24 protein-coding genes are annotated in these 25065 nt (G+C 71.6%); 9 read left to right on the plus strand and 15 right to left on the minus strand.

All coding sequences use genetic code 11. The annotated features are described in order from the left end of the window. Positions 1-47 precede the first annotated feature (47 nt). The 5 genes from ACZ6CV_RS15215 to ACZ6CV_RS15235 form a co-directional block, all read right to left on the minus strand. Entirely contained in the window at positions 48-2231 is a 2184-nt protein-coding gene (locus ACZ6CV_RS15215; RefSeq protein ID WP_469251230.1) for a 3-hydroxyacyl-CoA dehydrogenase NAD-binding domain-containing protein, read from the minus strand. A gap of 167 nt (positions 2232-2398) precedes the next feature. Continuing rightward, positions 2399-3613, minus strand: coding sequence for an acetyl-CoA C-acetyltransferase (locus ACZ6CV_RS15220; protein ID WP_469251231.1), 1215 nt, complete (start codon positions 3611-3613; stop codon positions 2399-2401). A gap of 64 nt (positions 3614-3677) precedes the next feature. Beyond that, the gene (locus tag ACZ6CV_RS15225; RefSeq protein WP_469251232.1) at positions 3678-4820 is read right to left on the minus strand and encodes an acyl-CoA dehydrogenase family protein; all 1143 of its coding nucleotides are present in this window, start codon (positions 4818-4820) and stop codon (positions 3678-3680) included. A 44-nt stretch (positions 4821-4864) separates the two neighbouring features. Continuing rightward, positions 4865-5890: an LLM class F420-dependent oxidoreductase gene (locus ACZ6CV_RS15230; protein ID WP_469251233.1), complete on the minus strand. Its 1026-nt coding sequence runs from the start codon at positions 5888-5890 to the stop codon at positions 4865-4867. Next, complete coding sequence (locus tag ACZ6CV_RS15235; RefSeq protein ID WP_469251234.1) at positions 5890-7077, minus strand: CaiB/BaiF CoA transferase family protein; 1188 nt, start codon at positions 7075-7077, stop codon at positions 5890-5892. The genes ACZ6CV_RS15230 and ACZ6CV_RS15235 overlap by 1 nt, the downstream gene beginning before the upstream one ends. A 145-nt stretch (positions 7078-7222) precedes the next feature. On the opposite strand from ACZ6CV_RS15235, the gene ACZ6CV_RS15240 reads away from it, so the two are divergent. Next, positions 7223-7672, plus strand: a complete 450-nt coding sequence (locus ACZ6CV_RS15240; protein ID WP_469251235.1) for a 2-thiouracil desulfurase family protein — start codon at positions 7223-7225, stop codon at positions 7670-7672. A gap of 102 nt (positions 7673-7774) precedes the next feature. Further along, positions 7775-8989 (plus strand): saccharopine dehydrogenase family protein, encoded by a 1215-nt coding sequence (locus tag ACZ6CV_RS15245; protein WP_469251236.1) that lies wholly within the window; start codon positions 7775-7777, stop codon positions 8987-8989. 58 nt (positions 8990-9047) lie between these two features. Here the strand turns inward: ACZ6CV_RS15245 and ACZ6CV_RS15250 are convergent, their stop codons facing one another. After that, positions 9048-10493, minus strand: a complete 1446-nt coding sequence (locus tag ACZ6CV_RS15250) for a glyceraldehyde-3-phosphate dehydrogenase (RefSeq protein WP_362360971.1) — start codon at positions 10491-10493, stop codon at positions 9048-9050. Between the two features lie 58 nt (positions 10494-10551). Further along, a complete protein-coding gene (locus tag ACZ6CV_RS15255; protein ID WP_469251237.1) occupies positions 10552-11259 on the minus strand; it encodes an endonuclease V in 708 nt (235 codons plus the stop codon). Between the two features lie 180 nt (positions 11260-11439). Between ACZ6CV_RS15255 and ACZ6CV_RS15260 the strand changes: the two genes are divergently transcribed. Together ACZ6CV_RS15260 and ACZ6CV_RS15265 are read left to right on the plus strand one after the other, a co-directional pair. Beyond that, positions 11440-11955 (plus strand): hypothetical protein, encoded by a 516-nt coding sequence (locus tag ACZ6CV_RS15260; protein ID WP_358707126.1) that lies wholly within the window; start codon positions 11440-11442, stop codon positions 11953-11955. A 143-nt stretch (positions 11956-12098) separates the two neighbouring features. Then, positions 12099-13538, plus strand: coding sequence for a flotillin family protein (locus ACZ6CV_RS15265; protein ID WP_469251238.1), 1440 nt, complete (start codon positions 12099-12101; stop codon positions 13536-13538). On the opposite strand, the gene ACZ6CV_RS15270 is transcribed toward ACZ6CV_RS15265, so the two are convergent. From ACZ6CV_RS15270 to ACZ6CV_RS15295, 6 genes are all read right to left on the minus strand, one after another. Further along, positions 13510-14796 (minus strand): PP2C family protein-serine/threonine phosphatase, encoded by a 1287-nt coding sequence (locus tag ACZ6CV_RS15270; protein ID WP_469251239.1) that lies wholly within the window; start codon positions 14794-14796, stop codon positions 13510-13512. The genes ACZ6CV_RS15265 and ACZ6CV_RS15270 overlap by 29 nt on opposite strands. Further along, on the minus strand, positions 14793-15740 hold the full coding sequence (locus tag ACZ6CV_RS15275; RefSeq protein WP_469251240.1) for a SpoIIE family protein phosphatase: 948 nt from the start codon (positions 15738-15740) through the stop codon (positions 14793-14795). Before ACZ6CV_RS15275 ends, ACZ6CV_RS15270 begins: the two co-directional genes overlap by 4 nt. A 53-nt stretch (positions 15741-15793) precedes the next feature. Continuing rightward, entirely contained in the window at positions 15794-16249 is a 456-nt protein-coding gene (locus tag ACZ6CV_RS15280; RefSeq protein WP_469251480.1) for an anti-sigma regulatory factor, read from the minus strand. Between the two features lie 55 nt (positions 16250-16304). Next, positions 16305-16712 carry an STAS domain-containing protein gene (locus tag ACZ6CV_RS15285; RefSeq protein ID WP_469251241.1) on the minus strand — a complete coding sequence of 136 codons (408 nt, stop codon included), beginning with the start codon at positions 16710-16712 and terminating at the stop codon, positions 16305-16307. Continuing rightward, the gene (locus tag ACZ6CV_RS15290; protein WP_469251242.1) at positions 16709-17590 is read right to left on the minus strand and encodes an STAS domain-containing protein; all 882 of its coding nucleotides are present in this window, start codon (positions 17588-17590) and stop codon (positions 16709-16711) included. The genes ACZ6CV_RS15285 and ACZ6CV_RS15290 overlap by 4 nt, the downstream gene beginning before the upstream one ends. A 251-nt stretch (positions 17591-17841) precedes the next feature. After that, entirely contained in the window at positions 17842-18342 is a 501-nt protein-coding gene (locus tag ACZ6CV_RS15295; protein ID WP_469251244.1) for a MarR family winged helix-turn-helix transcriptional regulator, read from the minus strand. A 126-nt stretch (positions 18343-18468) separates the two neighbouring features. On the opposite strand from ACZ6CV_RS15295, the gene ACZ6CV_RS15300 reads away from it, so the two are divergent. The 3 genes from ACZ6CV_RS15300 (at position 18469) to ACZ6CV_RS15310 (ending at position 20585) form a co-directional block, all read left to right on the plus strand. Further along, the gene (locus tag ACZ6CV_RS15300) at positions 18469-19641 is read left to right on the plus strand and encodes a PP2C family protein-serine/threonine phosphatase (protein ID WP_469251245.1); all 1173 of its coding nucleotides are present in this window, start codon (positions 18469-18471) and stop codon (positions 19639-19641) included. A gap of 128 nt (positions 19642-19769) precedes the next feature. After that, on the plus strand, positions 19770-20183 hold the full coding sequence (locus tag ACZ6CV_RS15305) for an ATP-binding protein (protein WP_469251246.1): 414 nt from the start codon (positions 19770-19772) through the stop codon (positions 20181-20183). 102 nt (positions 20184-20285) lie between these two features. After that, positions 20286-20585, plus strand: a complete 300-nt coding sequence (locus ACZ6CV_RS15310; RefSeq protein WP_469251247.1) for a YciI family protein — start codon at positions 20286-20288, stop codon at positions 20583-20585. Here the strand turns inward: ACZ6CV_RS15310 and ACZ6CV_RS15315 are convergent. Continuing rightward, on the minus strand, positions 20582-21691 hold the full coding sequence (locus tag ACZ6CV_RS15315; RefSeq protein WP_469251248.1) for a WD40/YVTN/BNR-like repeat-containing protein: 1110 nt from the start codon (positions 21689-21691) through the stop codon (positions 20582-20584). The two genes, ACZ6CV_RS15310 and ACZ6CV_RS15315, sit on opposite strands and share 4 nt — an antisense overlap. Positions 21692-21913: 222 nt before the next feature. Between ACZ6CV_RS15315 and ssgD the strand changes: the two genes are divergently transcribed. Next, positions 21914-22330 carry a spore wall synthesis regulator SsgD gene (gene ssgD / locus ACZ6CV_RS15320; protein WP_469251249.1) on the plus strand — a complete coding sequence of 139 codons (417 nt, stop codon included), beginning with the start codon at positions 21914-21916 and terminating at the stop codon, positions 22328-22330. Between the two features lie 44 nt (positions 22331-22374). Here the strand turns inward: ssgD and ACZ6CV_RS15325 are convergent, their stop codons facing one another. Next, positions 22375-23067 (minus strand): GOLPH3/VPS74 family protein, encoded by a 693-nt coding sequence (locus ACZ6CV_RS15325; protein WP_469251250.1) that lies wholly within the window; start codon positions 23065-23067, stop codon positions 22375-22377. A 350-nt stretch (positions 23068-23417) separates the two neighbouring features. Here ACZ6CV_RS15325 and ACZ6CV_RS15330 point away from each other — a divergent pair, with 350 nt between their 5' ends. Beyond that, complete coding sequence (locus tag ACZ6CV_RS15330) at positions 23418-25061, plus strand: ABC-F family ATP-binding cassette domain-containing protein (protein ID WP_469251251.1); 1644 nt, start codon at positions 23418-23420, stop codon at positions 25059-25061. The last annotated feature ends 4 nt before the right edge of the window (positions 25062-25065 follow it).

The following is a 25065-nucleotide window of genomic DNA, read 5'->3' on the forward strand; positions in this document are numbered from 1 at the left end:
GCCTCCGGTTCCGCCCCCGACCAGGCGGAACCGGAGTCACGACAAGGTCAGAAGTCGCTGAACTTCTCCCCCTTTTCCGCCTTTTCGACCAGCAGGGCGGGCGGCGCGAACCGCTCTCCGTAGCGCTCGGCGAGCTCCCGTGCGCGGGCCACGAAGCCGGGCAGGCCGCCCTCGTAACCGTTGATGTACTGCAGGACGCCGCCCGTCCAGCCCGGGAAGCCGATGCCGAGGATGGAGCCGATGTTGGCGTCCGCGACCGACGTCAGGACGCCCTCCTCCAAGAGGCGCACGGTGTCGAGCGCCTCGGAGAAGAGCATGCGCTCCTGCATGTCGACGAACGGGATCTCGTGCCCCGGCTTGGTGAAGTGCTCGCGCAGGCCCGGCCAGAGGCGGTCCCGCTTGCCGTCCACGTACTCGTAGAAGCCCGCTCCCCCGCTCCTGCCGGGGCGCTGGAACTCGTCGACCATGCGGTCGATGACGGCGTCCGACGGGTGGCCGGGCCAGGTGCCGCCGGCCTCCTCGACCGCCTTCTTCGTCTCGTTGCGGATCTTCCTCGGCAGCGTGAGCGTCAACTCGTCCATCAGGGAGAGCACCTTGGCGGGGTAGCCCGCCTGGGCCGCCGCCTGCTCGACGGACGCGGGCTCGATGCCCTCGCCGACCATCGCGACGCCCTCATTGATGAAGTGCCCGATGACCCGCGAGGTGAAGAAGCCGCGCGAGTCGTTGACGACGATCGGCGTCTTGTTGATCTGGCGCACCAGGTCGAAGGCGCGGGCCAGCGCCTCGTCGCCGGTCCGCTCGCCCTTGATGATCTCGACGAGCGGCATCTTGTCGACCGGCGAGAAGAAGTGCAGGCCGATGAAGTCGACGGGGCGGGAGACGCCCTCGGCGAGCGTGGTGATGGGCAGCGTCGAGGTGTTGGAGCACAGCAGCGCGTCCGGCTCGACGACGTCCTGGATCTCCTGGAACACCTTGTGCTTGAGCGAGGTGTCCTCGAAGACCGCCTCGATCACCGCGTCGCAGCCGGCGAGGGCCTGCGGGTCCGCGGTCGGCGTGATGCGGGCGAGCAGCGCGTCCGCCTTCTCCTGGGTGGTGCGCCCCCGCTGCACGGCCTTGGCGCAGAGCTTCTCGGAGTAGCCCTTGCCCTTCTGGGCGGCCTCCGCGGAGACGTCCTTCAGGACGACGTCGATGCCCGCGCGGGCGCACGAGTACGCGATGCCCGCGCCCATCATCCCGGCGCCCAGCACGGCGACCTTGCGGACCTGGCGCGGCTCGACGTCCGCCGGGCGGTTGGCGCCGGAGTTGACGGCCTGCAGGTCGAAGAAGAACGCCTGGATCATGTTCTTGGCGACCTGGCCGGTGACCAGCTCGGTGAAGTACCTCGCCTCGATGGTCAGCGCGGTCTCGAAGTCGACCTGGGAGCCCTCGACGGCGGCCGCGAGGATGTTGCGCGGCGCCGGGTAGTTGGCGCCCGCCGTCTGCTTCTTGAGGTTGGCGGGGAACGCGGGCAGGTTCGCCGCGAACTTGGGGTGGGCCGGGGTCCCGCCCGGGATGCGGTAGCCCGGCTTGTCCCAGGGCTGCTGCGACTCGGGGTTGGCGTCGATGAAGGCGCGGGCCTTCTCGATCATCTCCTCGCGGGTGGCGGCCACTTCGTGGACGAGGCCGTTCTCCAGGGCGCGCTTCGGGTTGTACTGGGTGCCCTGGAGCAGCACCTTGAGGAGCGCGTCGGTGATGCCCATGAGGCGTACGGTGCGGGTGACGCCGCCACCGGCCGGGAGCAGGCCGAGGGTGACCTCGGGCAGGCCGATCTTGGAGCCGGGCGCGTCCAGGGCCACGCGGTGGTGGGACGCGAGGGCGATCTCGTAACCGCCGCCGAGCGCGGCGCCGTTGATGGCGGCGACCACCGGCTTGCCGAGGGTCTCGATGCGGCGCAGCGACCTCTTGATCTCGGTGCCGGTGTCGAACGCCTGCTGGGCGTTCTCGGGGCCGACCTTGATCATGTCCTTGAGGTCGCCGCCCGCGAAGAAGGTCTTCTTGGCGGAGGTGTAGATGAAGCCGCGGATCGCGTCCTTGTCGGCCTCGACGGCGGCCTCCGCGCGGTCGGCGATGGCCGCGATGGAGTCCTTGAACGCCTGGTTCATGGTGTTCGCGGACTGGTTGGGGTCGTCGAGGACGAGCGTGACGACACCGGTGTCGTCCTGCTCCCAGCGGATGGTGGTGCGTTCGGTCATGTGTATCTCCGTGAAGTCTGTTCGTGCAGGGAGGTGAGGCATGCGGTTGCGCCGCGCCTCATGAGGGGCGCACGGAGTGCGCTTTCAGGGGCGCGGGGAACTGCGCGAGCGGCCACGACGGGCCCGCGGCCGGCAGCGCACCCCAGCCCCTACGGCGCGTGGCCGCCCTACAGCCGCTCCACGATCGTGGCGATGCCCATGCCCCCGCCCACGCACAACGTCGCGAGCCCGTACCGGAGGTCACGCCGCTCCAGCTCGTCCACGAGCGTGCCCAGGATCATCGCCCCGGTGGCCCCCAAGGGGTGGCCCAACGCGATCGCACCACCGTTGACGTTCACCTTGTCCAGGGACAGCCCCATGTCCTTGACGAAGCGCAGCACCACCGCGGCGAACGCCTCGTTGATCTCGACGAGGTCGATGTCGTCGATGGTGAGCCCCGCCTTGGCGAGCGCCTTGCGCGTCGCGGGCGCGGGACCGGTGAGCATGATCAGCGGCTCGGAGCCGGACACGGCGGCGGAGACGATCCGCGCGCGCGGAGCGAGCCCGTACCGCTCGCCGACCTCCTTGCTGCCGACCGCGACCAGCGACGCGCCGTCCACGATGCCGGAGGAGTTCCCCGCGTGGTGGACGTGGTCGATCTGCTCGATCCAGTGGTACTTCTGCAGCGCGACCGCGTCGAAGCCGCCCAGGTCGCCGATGTCCTTGAAGGACGGCTTGAGCTTCGCGAGGGAGTCGGCGGTGGTGCCGGGGCGCAGGTGCTCGTCGTGGTCGAGGACGACGAGTCCGTTGCGGTCCTTGACCGGCACGACGGACCTGCCGAACCGGCCGTCCTTCCAGGCCGCGGCGGCGCGCTCCTGGGACAGGGCCGCGTACTCGTCGACGTCGCGCCGCGAGAAGCCCTCGACGGTGGCGATCAGGTCGGCGCCGATGCCCTGCGGCGCGAAGTTGGTCTCGAAGTTGGTCATCGGGTCGGCGAACCAGGCGCCGCCGTCCGAGGCCATCGGCACCCGCGACATCGACTCGACGCCGCCCGCGAGCACGAGGTTCTCCCACCCGGAGCGGACCTTCATCGCGGCGAGGTTGACGGCCTCCAGACCCGAGGCACAGAAGCGGTTCTCCTGGACGCCCGCGACCGTGTCCGGCAGCCCCGCGGCGATGGCCGCGATCCGCGCGATGTCGGAGCCCTGGTCCCCGACCGGGCCCACCACGCCGAGGACGATGTCGTCGATGGCGGCCGGGTCGAGCTCCGGGAAGCGGGCCTGGATCTCGTGGATCAGGCCGACGACGAGGTCGATGGGCTTGGTGCCGTGCAGGGCCCCACTGGCCTTGCCGCGTCCGCGCGGGGTGCGGATCGCGTCGTATACGTACGCTTCGGTGGTCACGCGTGTGCCTTTCGAGGGTGTCCGGGAGGGTGCGGGTCTGGTATGTGCGGGTTTGCGCTGTGGGTCAGCCGAGGAGGGAACGGCCGATGATCTCCTTCATGATCTCGGTCGTGCCGCCGTAGATCGTCTGGATGCGTCCGTCGGTGAAGGCCTTGGCGACCCGGTACTCCGCCATGTAGCCGTAGCCGCCGTGCAGTTGCAGACAGCGGTCGGCGACCCGCTTCTGCAGCTCGGTGGCCCACCACTTCGCCATCGACGCGTGCACGGCGTCGAGCTCCCCGTTCGCGTGGTCGACGATGCACCGGTCGAGGAAGGTGCGGGTGACGGCGCACTCGGTGGCCATCTCCGCGATCTCGAAGCGGATGTGCTGGAGCTTGGCCAGCGGCCGTCCGAAGGCCTCGCGCTCCTTCACGTACGTCGTGGTGATCTCCAGGAGGTGCTCGGCCGCGGCGATCCCGGCGACGGCGATGCCCATGCGCTCCTGCGCGAGGTTCGTCATCAGATGGATGAACGCGCCGTTCAGCTCGCCGAGCAGGTTCTCCTTGGGGACGACGACGTCGTGGAAGAAGAGCTCGGCGGTGTCCTGGGCCTTCTGGCCGATCTTGTCGAGGTTGCGGCCGCGCTCGAAGCCCGCCGTGCCGCGTTCGACGACGAGCAGGGACAGCCCGTGCGCGCCGCCCTCCGGGGAGGTCTTGGCGACGACGATGACGAGGTCGGCGAGGATGCCGTTGGAGATGAACGTCTTGGAGCCGTTGAGCACCCAGTGGTCGCCGCGGTCCTCGGCGGTGGTGCGGATCCCCTGGAGGTCGGAGCCCGCGCCGGGCTCGGTCATCGCGATGGCCGTGATGGTCTCGCCGGTGCAGAAGCCGGGCAGCCAGCGCCGCTTCTGCTCCTCGGTGGCGAGCGAGGTCAGATAGGGGCCGATGATGTCGTTGTGCAGGCCGACCGCGAGTCCGGCGGCGCCCGCGCGCGTGAACTCCTCAGCGAGCACGGCGGAGTAGCGGAAGTCGTCGTTGCCGCCGCCCCCGTACTCCTCGGGGACGGCGAGGCCAAGCAGTCCCTGTCGGCCTGCCGCGAGCCATGCCTCGCGGGAGACGACCCCGTCCTTCTCCCATTGCTCGTAGTGCGGGAGCACCTCCTTGGCGAGGAAGGTGCGCACCGTCTCGCGGAACGCGTCGTGCTCGGCGGAGAAGATCTGCCGCTTCATCTGTACGTGGCCTCCTGGAGCCCTCGGTGAACCAGCGAGCCCTGCTAGAGCCAGCCCTTGACGGTTTCGATCGACTTGGCCGGCTCGGGGCCGACGGGTATGACGTTGAGCATGGTGACGCCGGCCGCGCGGAAGGCCTCGACGCGCTCGCGCACGTAGCCCTCGGGTCCGCACAGCGACATCAGTTCGCAGAACTCGTCCGGGACGGCGGCCTCGGCCTCCCTCTTCTTTCCGGCGAGGTAGAGCTCCTGGATCAGCGCGGCCTCCTTCTCGTAGCCGTAGGCCACCGCGAGGTCGTTGTAGAAGTTCTTGCCCTTGGCGCCCATGCCGCCCACGTAGAGCGCGATCTGCGGGCGGGCGAGGTCGCGGACGGCCGCCGCGTCGTCGCCGATGGCGAGCAATCCCCCGGCCACGGTCCGCAGCGGCCCGAGGGCCGGGTCGCGCCGCGCCCGGCCGGCCGCGAGCGCGGCGCCCCACACCTGGTCGGCCTTCTCCGGGATGAAGAGGGTGGGCAGCCAGCCGTCGGCGATCTCGGCCGTCATCGTCACGTTGGCGGGCCCCAGCGAGGCGACGTAGAGCGGGACTTCGGGGCGGACCGGCCGGGTGAGGATCTTCAGTGGCTTGCCGAGCCTGCCGCCCTTCTCCGGGGGCAGCGGCATGTCCGTGATGCCGTGGTGGTCGATGACCTCGCGGCGCAGGATGCGGCGGGTCAGCTCGATGGTCTCGCGGGTGCGGCCGAGCGGCTTGTCGTACGCCTTGCCGTGCCAGCCCTCGACGACCTGCGGGCCCGAGGCGCCCAGGCCGATGATCGCGCGCCCGCCGGAGACGGCGTCGAGCCCGGCGGCGGTCTGGGCGATCAGGGCGGGCGTGCGGGAGTACACGTTGAGGATGGCGGCGCCGATCTTCATGCGTTCCGTGCGCGCCGCGAGATAGCCCATGATCGTGGGCGAGTCGAAGCCGTACGCCTCCGCGACCCAGACCGCGTCCAGGCCCGCGGACTCCAGGGCGGCGAGGCCGTCGGCCGCCTCGCGCGGGTCGCCCGCGTAGGCGAGCGGTGCCGAGATCTCCATCAGTGGTCGTCCTGATCCTTCGAGGGCCCGGCTTCCTTCGACGGCTCGGCGGGCTGCGACGGCTCCGCGAGGGCCGGTACGTCCCAGTCGCGGGCCACCTCCGCGGTGTCGGCGCCGGGCTGTGCGGGGCCCGTGCGGACCTGGGTCGGGGTCGCGGAGAAGCGGGGGGCCGGGGCCGGCTGGGTGATGCCGCCGTGGTCGACGAAGGTGCCGCGGGCGGCGAGGTGCGGGTGGCCGGGGGCCTCGCGCAGCGAGAGCACGGGCGCCACGCACGCGTCGGAGCCCTCGAAGACGGCCGTCCACTCCTCGCGCGTACGTTCCTTGAAGCGGGCGGCGACCGCCTCGCGCAGCTCGCACCAGCGGGCCAGGTCCTTGCGGGCGGGCGCGGCGTCGGCGAGGCCGAGGAGTCCGATGAACTCGTCGTAGAACTGCTGCTCAAGGGCGCCGACGGCCATGTGGCCGCCGTCCGCGGTCTCGTAGTTGCCGTAGAAGGGGCAGCCGCCGTCGAGGAGGTTGGCGCCGCGCCGGTCCTGCCAGCCGCCCGCCGCGAGCATGCCGTGGATCATCGCGGAGAGGTGCGCGGTGCCGTCGACGATCGCGGCGTCCACGACCTGCCCGGCGCCGTGCACGCGCGCGTGGTGCAGCGCCGCGAGGATGCCGACGACGAGATAGAGCGAGCCGCCGGCGTAGTCGCCCACCAGGTTCGCGGGGATGGCGGGCGGCTCGCCGGGGTTGCCGATCATGCCTAGGGTGCCGGTGATGGCGATGTACGCGATGTCGTGCCCGGCGCGCTGCGCGAGGGGACCCTCCTGGCCCCACCCGGTCATCCGGCCGTAGACGAGCTTCGGGTTGCGGGTGTGGCACTCCGCGGGGCCGACGCCGAGACGCTCGGCGACACCCGGCCGGTATCCCTCGATGAGGACGTCGGCGCGGTCGACGAGGTCGAGGACACGAGCCGGGCCGTCGGGGGCCTTCAGGTCGACGACGACCGAGCGCTTGTTGCGGTTGGTCACGTCGTACTCGGGGTTGATGGCGAGGCCGCCGCCGCGCGGGCGGTCGACGCGCACCACGTCGGCGCCGAGGTCGGCCAGGAGCATGGCCGCGAACGGGCCGGGCCCGATGCCCGCGAGCTCCACCACGCGCACCCCGGCCAGCGGCCCGTGAACGTCCTTGCCCGGCACAGCCATTGAGCCCCCAGCACTATGACACAACTGATGTAACACCAGTGATGCTAAGAACGTGTTCCACCGCGCACAAGCCCCTGACGAGCAAGCGCTTAGCCAATTTCGGGCCCGCGCCCCTCCCGAGCCGTGTCGGGCCTAGCCTGAGGCCATGGATTCCGTACTGGTCAGCGCGTGTCTGCGGGGCGTTCCGTGCCGCTACGACGGCCGCGACAAGGCGTCCCCCGAGCTCGACGAGGCGGTCGCCGGCCGCGCGGTCGTGTCGTTCTGCCCCGAGGCCGCAGGGGGCCTGCCGACGCCGCGCCGCCCCGCCGAGCTCGTCGGCGGCGACGGCCACGACGTCCTGGACGGCACCGCGCGGGTGGTCGACGACACCGGGCACGACGTGACGGCGCAATTCGTCGCGGGAGCGCGGCGCGCGCTCGCGGCCGCGCGGCACGCCGGGTGCACCGAGGCGCTGTTGATGCCGCGCAGCCCGTCGTGCGGGCGCGGCGCGGTGTACGACGGGTCGTTCGAGGGTGAGCTGGTGGCGGGCGACGGGGTCACCGCGGCGCTGTTCGAGCGGCACGGCATCACCGTCCGCACGGCGCCGGGGGTGTGAGGCCCGTCGGGTGGGGCCCCCGGCCGCCGCCGGTTCCTCGCACGCTAGCCTCGGCCACCCACAACTGCACGGGGCGCACGGCGGAGAGGTGCCATGACTGCCATGACCGGTGGAAGCAACAAGAGTCACGACGGCAAGAACAGTGATCGCGCGTACGACATCGTGCTCTTCGGAGCGACGGGTTTCGTGGGAGTGCTCACCGCGGAACATCTGGCCCGCCACGCCCCCGAAGGCGTGCGCTGGGCCGTCGCGGGGCGGGATCCCGCGAAACTGAACGCACTGCGGGAGCGGCTCGCCGCCATCGACCCGGTCTGCGCCGAACTCCCCCTGGTCCACGCCGATGTGGCCGATCCCGCGTCCCTGCGCGAGATGGCCGCCGACGCGCGCGTGGTCGCGTCGACCGTCGGCCCGTACCTGAACTACGGGCAGGAGCTGGTCGCGGCCTGCGCCGAGGCGGGCACGGACTACGTGGACCTGACCGGTGAGCCCGAGTTCGTCGACCTCATGTACGTGCGGCACGACGCCCGCGCGCGGGAGACCGGCGCGCGGCTCGTGCACTCCTGCGGCTTCGACTCGGTCCCGCACGACCTGGGGGCGTACTTCACCGTCAAGCAGCTGCCCGAGGGCGTGCCGCTGCGCGTCGACGGGTTCGTCCGGGTCGGCGCCCAGTTCTCCGGCGGCACCTTCGCCTCGGCGCTGGGCCAGTTCGCGCGGGGACGGCAGATGCTGGCCGCCGCGAAGGAGCGCAAGCAGCACGAGCCGCGCCTGGTGGGCCGCACGGCGTACGCGCCGGTGGGGGCGCCCCGGTACGCCGGCGAGGTCGGCGCCTGGGCCCTGCCGCTGCCGACGATCGACCCGCAGGTGGTGCAGCGTTCGGCGCGGGCCATCGACCGGTACGGACCGGACTTCCGCTACCGGCACTACGCGGCCGTGAAGTCGCTGCCGGTCGCCCTCGGCGGCCCGATCGGCCTCGCCGGACTGCTGACGGTCGCCCAACTGCCACCCGTTCGGCGCTGGTTGTCCGACCGGCTCAAGCCGGGGGACGGCCCGAGCGAGGCGCGCCGTGCCGCGTCGTGGTTCACGGTGCGGTTCGTCGGCGAGGGCGGCGGGAAGCGGGTGTTCACCGAGGTGTCCGGCGGCGACCCGGGGTACGACGAGACGGCGCGGATGCTCGGCGAGTCCGCCCTGTGCCTGGCGCTCGACGAGCTGCCGGAGACGGCGGGACAGGTCACTCCCGCGGTGGCGATGGGCGACGCGCTGATCGAGCGGCTGCGCGCCAGGGGCCTGTCGTTCCGCGTGGCGTCGGTGCGCCAGTAGGACGAAAGCACCAAGGGGCCCAGCACGTCGCCGTGCGGGGCCCCTTTGACCGGTGGGATCAGAGCACCGGCACCGGGTACGTCGGGTACTCGACTCCGGAGACGTGCTGGACGACCCGGATGACCTGGCACGAGTAGCCGAACTCGTTGTCGTACCAGAGGTAGAGGATCGCGTTGTCGCCGTCGACCTTGGTGGCGCCGGCGTCGACGATCGAGGCGTGGCGCGAGCCGACGAAGTCCATCGACACGGCGTCCGGCGCCGTCGTGAAGTCGATCTGCCGCTTCAGCGGCGAGTGCAGCGACACGTCGCGCAGGTGGTCGAGGACCTCGTCGCGGGTGGTCTCACGGCCGAGGCGCAGGCTGAGGATGGCGATCGAGACGTCCGGCACGGGCACGCGGATGGAGCTGCCGGTGATCGGGGCCTTGAGGTCGGGCAGCGCCTTCGCGACGGCGGAGGCGGCTCCCGTCTCGGTGATGACCATGTTGAGCGGCGCGGAGCGGCCCCGGCGGTCGGCCTTGTGGTAGTTGTCGAGCAGGTTCTGGTCGTTGGTGAACGAGTGGACGGTCTCCACGTGGCCGCGCAGCACGCCGTACTCGTCGGCCATCGCCTTCAGCGGCGGGACGATCGCGTTGGTGGTGCAGGAGGCGCAGGACAGGATCTGCTCGTCCGGCTTGATCGTGTCGTGGTTGACGCCGTGCACGATGTTCGGGACGTCGCCCTTGCCGGGGGCCGTCAGGACGACCTTGTCGATGCCCGGGCGCAGGTGCTTGGAGAGGCCCTCGCGGTCGCGCCACTTGCCGGTGTTGTCGACCAGGATCGCGTCCTTGATGCCGTACGCCGTGTAGTCGACCTCGGACGGGTCGTTGGCGTAGATCACCTTGATCTCGTTGCCGTTGGCGACGATGGTGCCGTTCGCCTCGTCGACGGTGATCGTGCCCTGGAACTGACCGTGGATGGAGTCGCGGCGCAGCAGCGAGGCGCGCTTCACGAGGTCCTGGTCGCCGCCCCCGCGCACGACGATGGCGCGCAGTCGCAGACCGTTGCCCGAGCCGGACTTCTCGATGAGGAGCCGGGCGACGAGGCGGCCGATGCGGCCGAAGCCGTACAGGACGACGTCGCGGCCCGCGCCGCCCTCGGCCTTGTTGGCGCCGATGGCACCGGCGACGGCCTCGGCGGTGAACTGCTCGACGGTCAGGCCGCGGTCGTCGGCCTTGTAGGCCTCCGCGAGCAGGGCCAGGTCGATCTGCGAGGGGCCGAGATCCAGGGTGGTGAGAGCCTGCAGGAACGGCAGCGTCTCGGTGACCGAGAGCTCCTCGCCGGCGATCTGCCGGGCGAATCGGTGGGTCTTCAAAATGCTGACCACCGACTTGTTCACCAAGGAGCGGCTGTGCAGCAGGACGGTGACGTCCCGCTCGCGGTGCAGCTTCCCGATGATCGGGATCATCGACTCCGCGATCTCCTCGCGGTGCTTCCAATTGGTGAACGAGTCGTCATTGACAGTCACAGGAGTATCTTTCGAGCTAGGCGGCGCTCATATGCTAACCCGGTCTGATTTTGATCGTTCATCGGGTGCCCCGCGCCCCGGCGGCCTCGCGCAGGGCGGCACGGCACAGGGCGTCCGCGCGGCGCGTGGACTCCGGGAGGCGGTAGCGGGGCGTCAGCGCGAGGACGTGGGCGCAGGCGCCCACCAGGCTCGTGCGATGACCCACCGAGACGAAGACCGGCTTCACGCCCTGCCGGGTGCGCAGCGCGCGGCCCACCTCCTCGGCGCCGTCGAGCAGCGGCGCCGCACTCCCCCGCGCGTCGGCCGGGTCCTCGTGCCGGAAGGTGAACGGATTCTTGGCGACGCCGATCGTCGGCAGACCGGTGAGCACACCGAGGTGGCTGGCGAGCCCGAAGCGGCGCGGGTGGGCGACGCCGTAGCCGTCGCAGACGACGAGCCCGGGGTCAGCCCGCAGTCCGGCGAGCGCGTCGAGGACCGTCGGGATCTCACGGAAGGCCAGCAGGCCCGGCACATAGGGGAACGCCACCGCGCCGACCGCCGTGGACTCCTCGACCACGTCGAGGGTCGCGGCGTCGAGGACGACGACCGCCGCGGCGACGACGTCCCGCTCGTCGTCGTACGCGACGTCCACCCCGGTCACATGTCCGGTGCCGGGCGGCGGGCCCGGCTCGTCGAGGACGACGCGGGCCCGCAGCTCGTCCTGGACGGCGCGCGCCGTCCGCTCGTCGGCGGGCCAGTCGGAGATCAAGGCGTTGTGGCTGGTCATAGTGCGCGGCAGCCTAGTCGGCGCGGCACCTGCCCCCGCGTACGGTGACCGGTCGCGGACACGGCAGACCGGCATCAAAGACGCGTAAAGATTGCCGGAACCCGGCAGTGTGCGGCCCCCGTCCGTCGTGTCAGCATCGGCCCGTACCGAGGTGAACGGCGCGACGGGGGAAGTGATCCGATGACGGTCTTTCTGGGTCTCGGCATTGCGGGGATCGTGCTGCTCGCGCTCTCGCTCGTCCTCGACGGGGTGCTCGAAGGGCTCTTCGCGGGGGCCGGCGTGCTGGACGGGCTCTTCGACGGGCTCCTCTCGCTGCCGGTGATCGCCGGATTCGTCGCCATGCTCGGGTTCGGCGGGGCGCTCGTCCTCGGTACGACCGGGGCGGGCGCGGGCCCCGCCGCCGTCGCGGGGACCTGCGCCGGCACCGGAGCGGCCTGGGTGACCTGGAAGTTCACCAGGGTCCTCATGCGTGAGCAGACCGCCCGCACCCCGCGCGGCGACGACCTGGTGGGGACCGCGGGCTCCGTGGTCACCGCGATCCCGGCCGACGGCTACGGCGAGGTCCTGCTCCGACTCGCGGGCCAGCCCGTGAAGTTCGCGGCCCGCAGCTCCGCGGCCGTGGCGCGCGGCACCGAGATCTGGGTCGATGCGGCGCTGTCGCCGACGTCGGTGGCGGTACGGCCCGTAGAGCGCTGACCGCGCCCCGCCCATCGCCCGCCACCCACACCGGCCGCTCGGCACCCAACACCAAGCACCCAGCACCCACGTCACGTACCGACCGACCGCACCACCATCACGTAACCGATCTGCCGCCCCCGGGTGGCAGGGGGGAATGCACCATGAGTCCAGTCCTGATCTCCGTCGTCGGAGTCGTCGTACTCCTCGTCCTGTTGGCGCTCGCCGTCATCACCCGCTACAAGGTGGCCGGGCCCAGCGAGGCCTTCATCGTGACCGGCCGGCGCGGCAAGAAGTCCACCGACCCGGACACCGGCCGGATCATGACCGACAACAGCGGCCAGAAGGTCGTGGTCGGCGGCGGCGTCTTCGTCGTGCCGTTCGTCCAGCAGAAGTTCACGCTCGACCTGTCCTCGCGGCACATCCCGATCGCCGTGCGCGGCGCGGTCACCCTGCGCGGCGTCAAGGCGAACCTCGAAGGTGTCGCCATCGTCAAGGTCGGCGGCACCGAGGACTCGATACGGGCCGCGGCCCAGCGGTTCCTGGTGCAGCAGGACGGCATCGTCGGCTTCACCCAGGAGGTGCTCTCCGGCGCGCTGCGCTCCATCGTGGGGCGGATGTCGGTGGAGGACATCATCCGCGACCGCGCCGCGTTCGCCGGGCAGGTGGCCGAGGAGGCCGAGGCGAGCCTGTCCGGGCAGGGCCTGGTCCTCGACGCCTTCCAGATCCAGGACATCACCACCGAGGGCTCCTACCTGGAGGACCTCGGCCGTCCGGAGGCCGCCCGTGCCAAGCAGGAGGCGGACATCGCCGAGGCGGTGGCGCGCCGCGCCGCCGAGCAGGCGCGCCTGAAGGCCGAGGAGGAGATCGCGATCGCCCAGCGGACGTTCGCGCTCAAGCAGGCCGAGATCAAGGCCGAGACGGACGAGGCCGCGGCCCGTGCCGGTGCCGCGGGGCCGCTCGCCGAGGCGGCGCGGCAGCAGGACGTCCTCTCCGAGCAGGAGAAGGTGGCCCAGCGTCAGGCGGCCCTGACCGACCGCGAGTTGGACACCAAGGTCCGCAAGCCGGCCGACGCCGCCCGCTACCGGGCCGAGCAGGAGGCGGAGGCCCGCAGGATCGGTCTGGTCAAGCAGGCCGAGGCCGACGCGGAGCGGGCCCGCCTCACCGGTGAGGGCGAGAAGGCGCACCGTGCCGCGCTCGCCGACGCCGTCCGTCTGGAGGGTGAGGCCGAGGCCGCCGCGATCGGCGCGAAGGGCTCCGCGGAGGCGGAGGCCATGCACAAGAAGGCCGACGCGTTCGGGCGGTACGGGGACGCCGCCGTGCTGCAGATGCTCGTCGAGGTCCTGCCGAGCGTGGTCGCCAAGGCGTCCGAGCCGCTCAGCGCGGTCGACAAGTTGACGGTGATCTCGACGGACGGGGCGAGCCAACTGTCCCGTACGGTGGCCGACAACGTCGCCCAGGGCGTCGAACTCCTCAACTCCACCACGGGAGTCGACCTCGCGGAGCTCCTGAAGAACCTCACCGGCGGCAAGCAGGCCACCCCGACGCCGGCACCGGCTCCGGCCCCGGCCGCCGTCAACGGTCGGATCGAGGTGACCGACTGACCCCCGTGCGCCGCACCGCGATGGCCAGGGTGTCGTCCTGGTGGAGCACGTCGCTGAGCAGGTCCTCGGCCAGCAGGCCGGGGATCAGCTCGGTGGGGCGTCGACGGTGCCGGCACAGCGCCTTCTTGAGCCGGGCCTCGCCCTCGATCGGGTCCCGCCGGCTCTCGGTGAGGCCGTCGGTGTAGAGGAGCAGGACGTCGTCCTCGCCCATGGTGGCGGTCAGGACGCGGTCGCTGCCGGGCAGCGGGAAGCCGATGCCGCGCCCGCGCACCTCCAGATAGGACGCGTCGCCGTCCGGGTGGGCGAGCAGCGCCGGCGGGTGGCTGCCGTTGGCCAGCGTGAGCGTCCCGTCGGCCGGGTCGAGCCGGGCGAGGAGCAGGGTGGCCATCACGTTCTGGTCGAAGGGCGCCAGGACGTTGTCCGTCCGCGCCACGATGCTCTCCAGCGGGTGGCCCTCGAGGGCGAGGGTGCGCACCGCGTGGGTGACGGTCAGCGCGGTGCGGGTGCTGGTGATGCCGTGCCCGATCGCGTCGACGACGGTGATGTGCACCGTGCCGTCCGGGAGCGTGAACCAGTCGTAGAGGTCACCGCCGGTGGGCGCGTCGTCGCTGGCCGGGGCGTAGTGCACGGCCAGTTCGAGGCCGTCGACGTGCAGGGGCCGCGGGCGCAGCGCGTCCTCCAGGGCGCGCAGGGTGCGGCCGTGCGCGGTGCGCAGCTGCTCGTCGCGCTCTTCGAGCTGTACGTACAGGGCAAGGACGCCGCTGTTGGTCTCGGCCAGTTCGTGCTTGAGCCGCTGGTGTTCGTCGGCCAGGGTGTCGGCGCGGGCCAGCGCCGCCCGCAACTCCTCCTCCAGGAGCGCCACATCGCTCGCGCCGTGCTGGGCCGCCGTGGTCGGCGGGCGTCCGGTGAAGGGCACGCCGTGGCCGTACGCCGTGCCGGACGGCAGGGGCAGGTCCCACACGAACGTGCCGTCCGGCTGGGTCCGTGCGCGCAGCGGCAGCCGGTCCGTCGACACCTGCGACTCCGTGCCCTGCTGGGGCAGGCGCAGGGCGAGGGTCAGTCGTTGGGCGCCGTCCTCACCCTTCTCGCGCCCGCTCAGCACGGTGACCGGGCGGCCGCCGCCGAGCGCGGACGCGGCCACCTCGCTGAGCGACAGGACGAGCCGCGCCCGGTCGTCGGCGGAGAGCCGGTGTCCCAGGGCGATGCTCCGTACGGTCTGCCGCAGGGCCTTGAGGGTACGGACGGTTTCGCGGGTCATCTCATTCCCAGGTGCGGGCCGAGGGCCAGGACGGTGGCGTCGTCACGCCGGCGGCGGTGGGTGTGGGCCAGGGAGGCCGCGAGCAGCGCCGGAGGCAGCGTGAGGCGCGCGTCGGTGGGGTCGTACGCCCAGCGGTGGTCGATCCCGTCGGTGTGGACGACCACGGTGGCGTGCGGGGTCAGGTCCACGAACCGGCTCCTGGGCGCGGGGAGGGTGTAGCCGACGATACCGGCCTGCCCGGTGAGCTGGTGGTGGACGCCCCGAGAGGAGAGGACGACGGTGCGGACGTTGCCGACGGAGCAGTGCTCGGCCCGGTTCCCGGTGACGCGCAGGGCGGTCACGGCGGCCCCGCGCGTGTGCCGCAGCGCCTTGTGCTGTGCGGTGAGCAGGTCCACCAGCGGGGCGGCCGGGTTGGCCAGGAAGGTCCGTTCGGCGCGCCGGGCGGCCGTGGCGGCCTCGGGGCCGTGGCCGAGGCCGTCGATCACCAGCACGGTCCGTATGCCGTCGTGGTCGGCGATCGCGTAGCCGTCGCCGCTGGCGTCCTCCCCGTCGGCCGGCAGGCAGAGCGCGCCCGGGGCGGCCGGGACGCGCCGCGCGTCCGGTTCGGCCAGACGGGCGTGGGCGAGGGTGCCGAGGCCCGCCTCCGAGCGGATGGTGAAGTCGGTGGCGATGCGGCGCGCGGCGCCCAGGCCCGCGCCCATCGTCTTGGTGGTGCTGTACCCGTCCCGCAGGCTCAGGTCGATGTCGGGCATGCCGGGGCCGCAGTCGACGGCTATGACGTCGAGCCCGGCGCCGAGCGGTGACGGCTGCACGAACAGGGCGCCGTTCCGCGCGTGCTTGATGATGTTGCTGGCGAGCTCGCTCGCGAGCACGGCCGCCTGGTCGGGCAGGGCGCCGGGCATCTCGTGCGCGACCGCACGCGCCTGGTCGGACGCGCTCTGCACAGCGCTCGGATGATCTATGGCGATGTGCAGAGTGCGCGCTGCGACGGCGGCGTTCACGGGCGTCCGTTCCAGCGCACCGCCGTGACCGTCGTGCCCCGGCCGGGGGCGGTCTGCACCGTGAACTCGTCCATCAGGCGCCGCGCGCCGCCCAGCCCGTGGCCGAGCCCGGCACCGGTGGTGTAGCCGTCGATGAACGCCTGGTCGAGGTCGGCGATGCCCGGCCCCTGGTCGCTCACGGACAGCCGCAGTCCGCGGCGTTCGCCCTGCCCGACGATCTCCAGGGTCACGGTGCCGCCACCGCCGTGCACATAGGCGTTGCGGGCCAGTTCACTGGCGGCCGTGACGATACGTGTCTGGTCGACCAGGCCGAAGCCGGCCCGCAGGGTCGCTTCCCGTACCGCGTGCCGCACCGCGAGCAGGTCCTCCTCGGCCCGGATGGTGTGCTCGGTACGGGCGTTCTCGCCCTCGGCGGGACCGTCCGGCGCGCTCCCCTGCCGGTGCGCCGACAGTCGGCCGGCGCGGGCGGGAGCGGGAACCGTGGACGTTCCTTCGAGGTTTTCCAAGTCACCGTAGAGGGACAACAGGACTCCCCTTGGGAGATCGTGACGCGGGCTGCCAGCCCAGCGCGATCATCCCCTGCTCCGCATTGAGCGTGGTCTCCACACCGGAGAGCTGCAGCCCCAGTTCCACCAGCGTGATCGCGACCGCGGGCCGCATGCCGGCCACTATGACCCGTGCTCCCAACAGCCGTGCCGTGGTCGTCAGTTCCATCAGGGTCCGGGCCACGAACGAGTCGATGATCTCGAGCCGTGAGATGTCGATCAGGATCGCGCTGGCCCGGTCGGCGACGATGCGCTGGGTCAGTTCCTCGGTGAAGGCGATGGCCGCCTTGTCGTCCAGTTCGTTGAGCAGACCGGTGACGAGTACGTCACCGAGCCGCAGGATCGGTACGCCGCTCAAGTCGCCGCTCACCGCGCATCCGTGAGAGAGGCCCGCTGCTCCGGATGGTGCGTGAGGAGCGGGATGGCGGCGGCGAGGGCGTCGGCCAGCGTCGCGCGCGTGAGGATGGCGGACAGGTCGATGCCGAGCTGCGCGATGATCTGGGCGATGGGCGGACGGATGCCGCTGATCACACAGTCGGCGCCCATCAGCCGTACGGCGTTGACCGTCTGCATCAGGTGGTGGGCCACCGCGGTGTCCACCGTGGGCACACCGGTGATGTCGATGATGGCGACCTGCGCCTCGTCGCGCTCGATGGCCTCCAGGAGGTTCTCCATCACGACCTGGGTGCGGGTGGTGTCCAGGGTGCCGATCAGCGGCACGGCGAGCACGCGGTCCCAGATGCGCACCACCGGGGTGGACACCTCCAGGAGCTGGCGGCTCTGCCGGCGGATGATCTCCTCACGGCCGTCGACGAACATCTCGAAGGACGTGGCGCCCGCGGTGTCGAGAAGGCGGTTCACGAAGAGGGCGGCCTGGTAGAGCGCGGTGACGTCACGCGTGTCCTGCTGCACGGCCTCCAACAGCGCTTCCTTGAGCGCCAGGACGGCCATGTACGTGGCCGTGGGGCTCGCGCCTCCTCTGGCGCGGCGCAGCGAGAGATCCGTCACGGCCTGGCGCAGACCCTGGTGCTTGACCACGACATGCTGCACCGGATGGTCGGACTCCAGGCCGGCGAGCAGCGCCTCGACCAGGGAGTCGGCTTCCTCGTGCAGCTCGGCCTCGCTGATGCCGGTCTCCAGGACCGCCTGTTCCGACTGAAGCTGTACCCAGCGATCGGCCACCTTCTCGCCCTGCTCACGCAGGGCGGCAATGACACGCAACCGGGCCTCGGGTTCACTGGTGTTCATTCGACCCACCTTAGCAATTGTTGTCGCACGGCAAATGTTATCCGAGGGAGCCGATCACTCTGCACCCGCGGTCACATCGCGTCAACTGCCTGGACGACCAGCACTTCCCATGGGCGTGATCCGGTCTCTCACCAGGTCACGGCCCATCCTTCACCCCAGCCTCACAGCTCTCGGTCCGTCACGACCGTGTGCAAGTACCTGGATACACCGCAAGTAAACCCACGCGATCAGGTGGGTGCCCCGAACGGAGGTCAGGCAGACTCCACCGGGCGGCCGTCCCCGGGCCGCGGACGCGGCGCGGTGCACTCCACCGACCGGTGGAAGCCGCTCAACCCCTTCACCAGGGCGGACCGTTCCGAGGGGCGCATCGCCGAGATGGCTTCGAGCAGTGCGCTTTCCCGGCGGGCGCGCAGTTCGTTGAGGTAATTTTCTCCCCGGCTCGACAAGCGCAGTTCGAGCTCGCGGCGACTGGCTGAACTGAGGGACCGCTCGATGAAACCCAGGGCGTGAAGGCGGTCACACATACGACTCACCGAAGACGGCGCCGACCCCAGATATTCGCCGAGGGTGCGGAGATTGATCCCCTCGGCACCGTCCAGGGCGTACAGCACGCGCAGTTGTGACGACGAGACCGGCGCGGTGGGGGTGATGTCCCGCCCCCTGCTCCACAGGACCTCGAGCAGCTCGATGACTTCCCGGGCGGCATGCGTGGCGGCATCCTGGCCGCCCGCGACGGAAGTTTCGGCATCCATGCCCTCAACTGTGACACTTCGCAGTGGCCCTGTCAGTCGCTGAGGCATGGTGGGCCACGGCTCCTTCACAAGATCACATCCAAGCTCACATCACGGTCACGAACCGGAACAGGTGGTACCAGACAAGTGGACAGATTTACGGCCGTGGAACGCGCTCTGCGCAGATCCGCACCGCACGCTCTCCTGGAAGCGGTCAGGGAGGCGCTCGCTGTTCACTACGGAGCCGGCTCCGTCGATCTGCTGATGGCCGACTACGCGTTGACCATACTGCAACCGGTCGACGCCCTCCCCCGGACCGCCGCCCCCGTACCAGTCCACACCAGCGGGCCAGGCCGCGCGTTCGGATCCCAGGAACCGCACGTCGAGGCAGAGGGTCCGGAAGACCCCGTCACCATCCACCTGCCCGTCACGGTCCGCGGCGACCGCATCGGCATCCTCACCGTGCGCCTGCCCGCCTCCGCCGGGGACCCCGGGACCGTACGCGAACTCGCCGACGTGGCCGAGGTGCTGGGCCACGAGATCGTCGTGGCGGAGCGCGACACCGACCTCTACCTCCAGGCCCGGCGGGCCGACCGGCTCACCCTCGCCGCCGAGATGCAGTGGCACCTGCTGCCGGGCCGCTCCTGCTCCCGCCCCGAGTACGACATCGGCGCCCAGCTCGAACCGGCGTACGCCATCTACGGCGACAACTTCGACTGGTCGACCTCGGCCGACCATCTCACCCTCACCGTGACCAACGGCATGGGGACGGGCATCCAGGCCGCCCTGCTCACCAACCTGGCCGTGAACGCGACGCGCAACGCGCGGCGCGCCGGGCTGTCCCTGACCGACCAGGCCTGCCTGGCGGACCAGGCCATCTACGGACACCACCAGGGCGCGGTCCATCTCTCGGTCCTACTGCTGCGTTTTAACCTCATTACCGGCGAAACGGACATCATCGACGCGGGCTCGCCGAAGATGTGGCGGTTGCGCGACGGGCGGCCCGAACCCGTCGAACTGGACGCACAACTGCCGCTCGGCATGGCGGAGGACACCCCGTACACCGTCGAGCGCTTCCACGTCCGGCCGGGCGACCGGCTCCTCTTCGTCAGTGACGGGGTCTACAACACGGCATCACCGACGGGCGAGCGCTACAGCGAGCGCGCCCTCAGCAGGGCGATGACCAGCACCCGGCTGCTGCCCGCGTCGCAGGTCCCCCGCGCGGTTCTCAAGGAACTGTCCGGGTACCGCGGGCCGATCGACGCCGACGACGACGCGATGATCGTCTGCCTCGACTGGCGGGGGCGGTCCCCCTCCTGACCCGGCGGCGCGATGCCCCGGGTATTTCTCGTGCGTACCGGGGCGTTGAATGCGCCACTTTTCGGGCAGGAGTTCTTCTCGTACGGCCACCGATTCGGTGCAGCCGAAGCCGCTGAAGGAGGAGGCGCATGCGGACACCGCACATACCGCTCAACACCGGACCGCCGGCAACGGCCACCTTCGACAAGAATCCCGCGGCGGTCGCCGACGCCCGGGAGCTCACCCGGGGCTTCGTCGAGGGGCTGAGCCCCGCCGTGGACGGGCAGAACGCCGCGAGCATCGAACTCGTGGTCTCCGAGCTCATCACCAACGTGGTCCGCCATGCCCGCGGCGCCCTGTGCTCACTGCGCCTGCACGCGCAGCACGACGTCATCACCATCGCGGTGTCCGACGCGGATCCGCGTCCGCCGCAGGAGCGCGCCCCCGATCTGCGGGGCGGCACCGGCGGCTTCGGCTGGCCGATGGTCCAGCACCTGGCCAGAGCCGTCGGCGTCACGTTCGACCCGACCGGCAAGACCATACGGGCGGAGCTGGCGCGCTAGACACGCCGAGCCACGAAGCGGACGGACGGCGCCTTCGTGGGCCGCGTCACCTTCCCCGGGGGCCACGGACGGCGGCCGCGGAGCCCCGGTAGCCTCGCGATCATGTTCATTCTCGAATTGACCTACATCGCCCCGCTCGCCGCCGTCGACGAACAGCTGCCGGTCCACATCGTCTGGCTCGAAGAGCACTACGAGAGCGGTGTCTTCATCGCGTCGGGCCGCAAGAACCCGCGCGACGGCGGTGTGATCCTCGCCGTCGCGGAGGACCGCGGCGTGATCGAGGAGCTGATCGCGAAGGACCCGTTCGTGCTGGCCGGGGTCTGCGAGTACCGCGTCACCGAGTTCTACGCGACGAAGACGGCCCCGGCGCTCGCCACGTACCGCGAGGAGCTGCCCGCCTAGCGTCGCTCCAGGCGGGCGATCCGTCCCTTCTCCCCGGCGGCCCAGCAGCCCCGGTCCCGGGCGCAGTCCACGGTGTCGTACGAACCGGGGTCGACGGTGCGCCAGCTCCGGCCGCCGTCCGTCGTCAGGTCGGTGCCCGTCGGACCGACCGCGAGGGCCGTGGAGCGGCTGTACGGGAACCAGGCCACGCCCGAGCGGTAGGCGGGCGGCGGCCGGCCGGCCGGGTCCCAGCTCCGGCCGCCGTCCCGGGTGACCGCGGCGGCCTTCGGCGACGGCTGGTCGGCGCGGTAGTCGCCGCCGACCGCGATGCCGTGCGTACGGTCGCGGAAGGCGAGGCCGAAGACGCCGCGGGCCGGATCGCCCGCCGGGATCGGCGCGTCGGTCGCCGTCCAGGTCAGGCCGCGGTCGGCGGAGTGCAGGACACGCGCGCGTGCCGCTCCCCCGGTGGCGAGCCACACGTCGCGCGGCCCCGAGCTCACCAGGCACTGGCCGCTCGCCGCGAACCCCGCCTCGCCCTCCTGCGCCGCGGGCATGCCGGTGTTCGGCAGCACTTTCCAGGAACGGCCGCCGTCGGCGGTGGAGAGGATGCGGTACTTGCCGTCCACCGGGTCGCTCATGGCCAGGCCGTGGCGGCGGTCGAAGAAGGTCATGCAGTCGTAGAACGCCTTGGCGTCGGTGTTGCGGAAGGACTCCGTCCAGGTCGCCCCGCCGTCCTCGGTGCGCAGCACCCGGGAGGCCTCGCCCTCGCCGATGGCCAGGACCACCGCGCGGCGGCCGTCGAAGGCCTCGATGTCGCGGAACTCCAGATCGGCGGCGGCGGGCGGGGAGACTTCGCGCCATGTCCTGCCGCCGTCGGACGTGCGCAGCACCATGCCCTTGGTCCCGGCCACCCAGGCGGTGTCCCGGCTCACGGCGGCGAGCCCGCGGAAGCGGGCGTCGGTGCCGCTGTCCTTGAGCTGCCAGCGCGGACCGTGGTCCGGACGGTGATCCGGCCCCGCAGGACCCGCCGCCCGCGCGCTGCCGGGCGCCGCGAGGACGGCCCCCGCGAGCGCCGCCGCGCACAGTCCCGTGAACATCGTCCGCCTCGTCGGCTTCGTCTTCCCCATGCCCCTCATGGCGGGCGAAGCTAGCCGACGCGCGGGGCCTCGTCCAGATGGCCTGATGGGGTCCCCCGTGCGACGGGCGCCGGGAACCGCGGGCCGCGCCAGGGTGTCGCGGTGACAGAGGTCACTCCGTCCGACCCGCCCTCCGTGTGCACGGATCCCGTCTTTCCGTCGTCTAGTCAAGTGCCGACCCGAGTCGTCCAGCAGTCAGTGAGGGAGCAGGCGTTGTCCACCGTCATCGAGCAAGCCGTAGAGGCCCGCCTGGTCGCCGCCGCACCGCGGATGCCGACCATCCCCGCCACCCTGCACTACGACCGGCAGGACCCCTTCGCCGTACGGATGAGCTTCCCCGCGCCCGCGACCCTCGAGGGCGTCGAGGTCTACTGGACCTTCGCCCGTGAGCTGCTCACGCAGGGCGTGGAGCGGGCGGTGGGCGACGGCGACGTGCGCGTGCGCCCGTACGGCTTCGACCGCACGGTCGTGGAGTTCCACGCCCCCGAGGGCACCGCGATCGTCCACATCCGCACCGGGGAGCTGCGGGGGTTCCTGCAGCGCACGACGGCGCTGGTGCCGATGGGCCAGGAACACCGCCACGTCGACCTGGACCACGACCTCGCGGAGCTGATGCGGGACGCGTGCTGACGCGGGCCTGAGCCGTGGCGGGAGGGGGGAGCGAGCGGGTCCGGTCAGCCGCCCCCGCCCCCACCGCCGGACGAGCGCGCCGCCTCGGCCGACGCGACGGCCGAGGCCAGCGCCCTGCGGAGGTCCCGCATGAGCGCGCGCAGCTCCGGGGTGGCGCCGCCGGCGCGGTCGGTCAGCTCCGCAAGCCGGTCCTTGTACCGCCTGCGGTCCTTGCCGGTGACGACGGACCGCAGCTTTCCGGTGGCCGCGCAGACGACGAGCACCGCCTCCCCCTGGTCGATCTCCTCGACCGGCCGCGGGCCGCGCAGCGCGGCGAGCGCCTCCGCGTGCAGCGCCTCGGCGTATCCCACCCGCTCCAGCTCCCAGTGGCGGGCGGGAAAGAGGCCGAGGACGCGTCGGCGGCCCTCGCGCAGATAACCGTGGGCGGCGAGGTCGGCACGCACCGCGTTCAGGGTGGCGCGGGAGCGGTGGGTGATCCATCCGCGCCAGGTGCGCGGGCGCGACTGTTCGACGAGTTCGAGGAGGGCGTCGAGGACCGGGTCGCCGGTGCGCTCGCCGACGGTGGCCGGGGTGACGACGCGGTCGGCCTCGACGAGCAGGCCGCGCCCGGCGAGCTCGGCAAGGGCGCCGGCGCGGACCGTGAGGTGGAGATCGGGGCCGCCGGAGAACTTGCGCTTCTCCGGGTGCCAGGAGAGCAGGAACAGCCTGGCGGGCAGGGACAGCGTTGCGAAGTTCACGGCGCCTCCTCGTGCTGCGGCGGGGTCCGCGCGCCGGGCGGGGCACGACGGGCGGGGCCCTCACGATCGCCCCTCACGATAAAACGTTGACACGCTCCCGGGCGCCTCCTACCGTTTCGATCGGTTCTGTAGCCGTCGAACAGGAGTAGGACGTTGCTCGTCTGAGGTCATGAGACACCGCGTCACGCAGCTTCGCGCTGTCGTGTACGTCGCGTGCGACCTCGGCATTCGAGCCGTCCCGTCCCCCGGCGCAGGCCCCTCTTCCCGTTTCTCCGGCCTTCTTCCCGCCGCGGTGTCTCGAACGCGTTGCCCCTGACCACGCTTCCCACCACGCGACCGCGAGGCCCCGTATGTCATCTTCCCCCACTTCCATCACCTGTACGTCGCTCTCCTTCGCCTGGGCCGACGGCACCACCGTCCTCGACGGCCTGCAGGTGGCGTTCGGTCCCGGCAAGACCGGGCTCATCGGCGTCAACGGCTCAGGAAAGTCAACCCTGTTGAAGCTGATCGCCGGGGAGCTGACCCCCGCCGAGGGCACCGTGCGGGTCGTCGGCGAGGTCGGCTGTCTGCCGCAGAACGTCACCCTCGACACCGGCCTGCGCGTCGACGAGGTGCTCGGCATCGCCGCGACCCGTGCCGCGCTGCACGCCATCGAGGCGGGTGACGTGCGTGAGGAGCACTTCACCACGGTCGGCGACGACTGGGACGTCGAGGAGCGCGCCGTCGCCATCCTCGACGAGCTCGGGCTCGGCCACATCGGCCTCGACCGCACCACGGGCGAGGTGTCGGGCGGCGAGTCGGTGCTGCTGCGCCTGGCCGCCCTGCTGCTGCGCCGTCCCGACGTACTGCTCCTCGACGAACCGACCAACAACCTTGATCTGTACGCCCGTCGGCGGCTGTACGCGGCCGTCGAGGCATGGGCGGGCGTCCTGGTCGTGGTCAGCCACGACCGTGAACTCCTCGACCTGGTCGACCAGATCGCCGATCTCCGTGACGGGGAGGTGAGTTGGTACGGGGGCAACTTCAGCGCGTACGAGGAGGCCCTCGCCGTGGAACAGGAGGCGGCGGAGCGCATGGTGCGCGTCGCCGAGTCCGACCTCAAGAAGCAGAAGCGCGATCTGGCCGACGCCCAGGTCAAACTGGCCCGCCGCAAGCGGTACGGCCAGAAGATCCAGGACAGCAGGAGCCAGCCGAAGATCCTGATCGGAGCACGCAAGCGCGCCGCCCAGGAGTCGGCGGGCAAGCACCGCATCCTGCACGAGGAGCGACTCGCCGACGCGAAGGAGCGCCTTGACGACGCCGCCGAGGCGGTGCGGGACGACGACGAGATCCGCGTCGACCTGCCGCACACCCTGGTCCACCCGGGCCGCACCGTGCTCACCCTGAGCAACCTCGAACTGTGCTACGGCGCCCGTGTCAAGGGCGAGTTCGAACTGCGCGGCCCCGAGCGGATCGCGCTGATCGGACGCAACGGCGCGGGCAAGACCACGCTGCTGCGCACGATCGCGGGCGACCTCGCGCCGGTCTCCGGCGAGGCACTGACCCATGTGCCGATGCGCTTCCTGCCGCAGCGCCTGGACGTGCTCGACGGCGAGCTGACTGTCGCCGAGAACGTGGCGGAGTACGCTCCCGACGCGACCAACAACCGCGTCCGGGCGCGGCTGGCCCGCTTCCTGTTCAAGGGCGCCAAGGCCGACCAGCGGGCGGCCACGCTCTCGGGCGGCGAGCGGTTCCGTGCCGCGCTCGCGGCGCTGCTGCTCGCGGAGCCCGCACCGCAGCTCCTGATGCTCGACGAGCCGACCAACAACCTCGACATGGCGAGCGTGAAGCAGCTCTCGACGGCCCTGGAGTCGTACGAAGGCGCACTGATGGTGGCCAGTCACGACCTGCCGTTCCTGGAGTCCATCGGCATCACGCGGTGGTTGCTCCTGGACGGCGAGCTGAAGGAGATCACCCAGGAAAAGAAGACAGAGGCTGTCGGGTATCCCGCCTAGCTTC

The organism is Streptomyces sp. NPDC041713, from assembly GCF_055591085.1.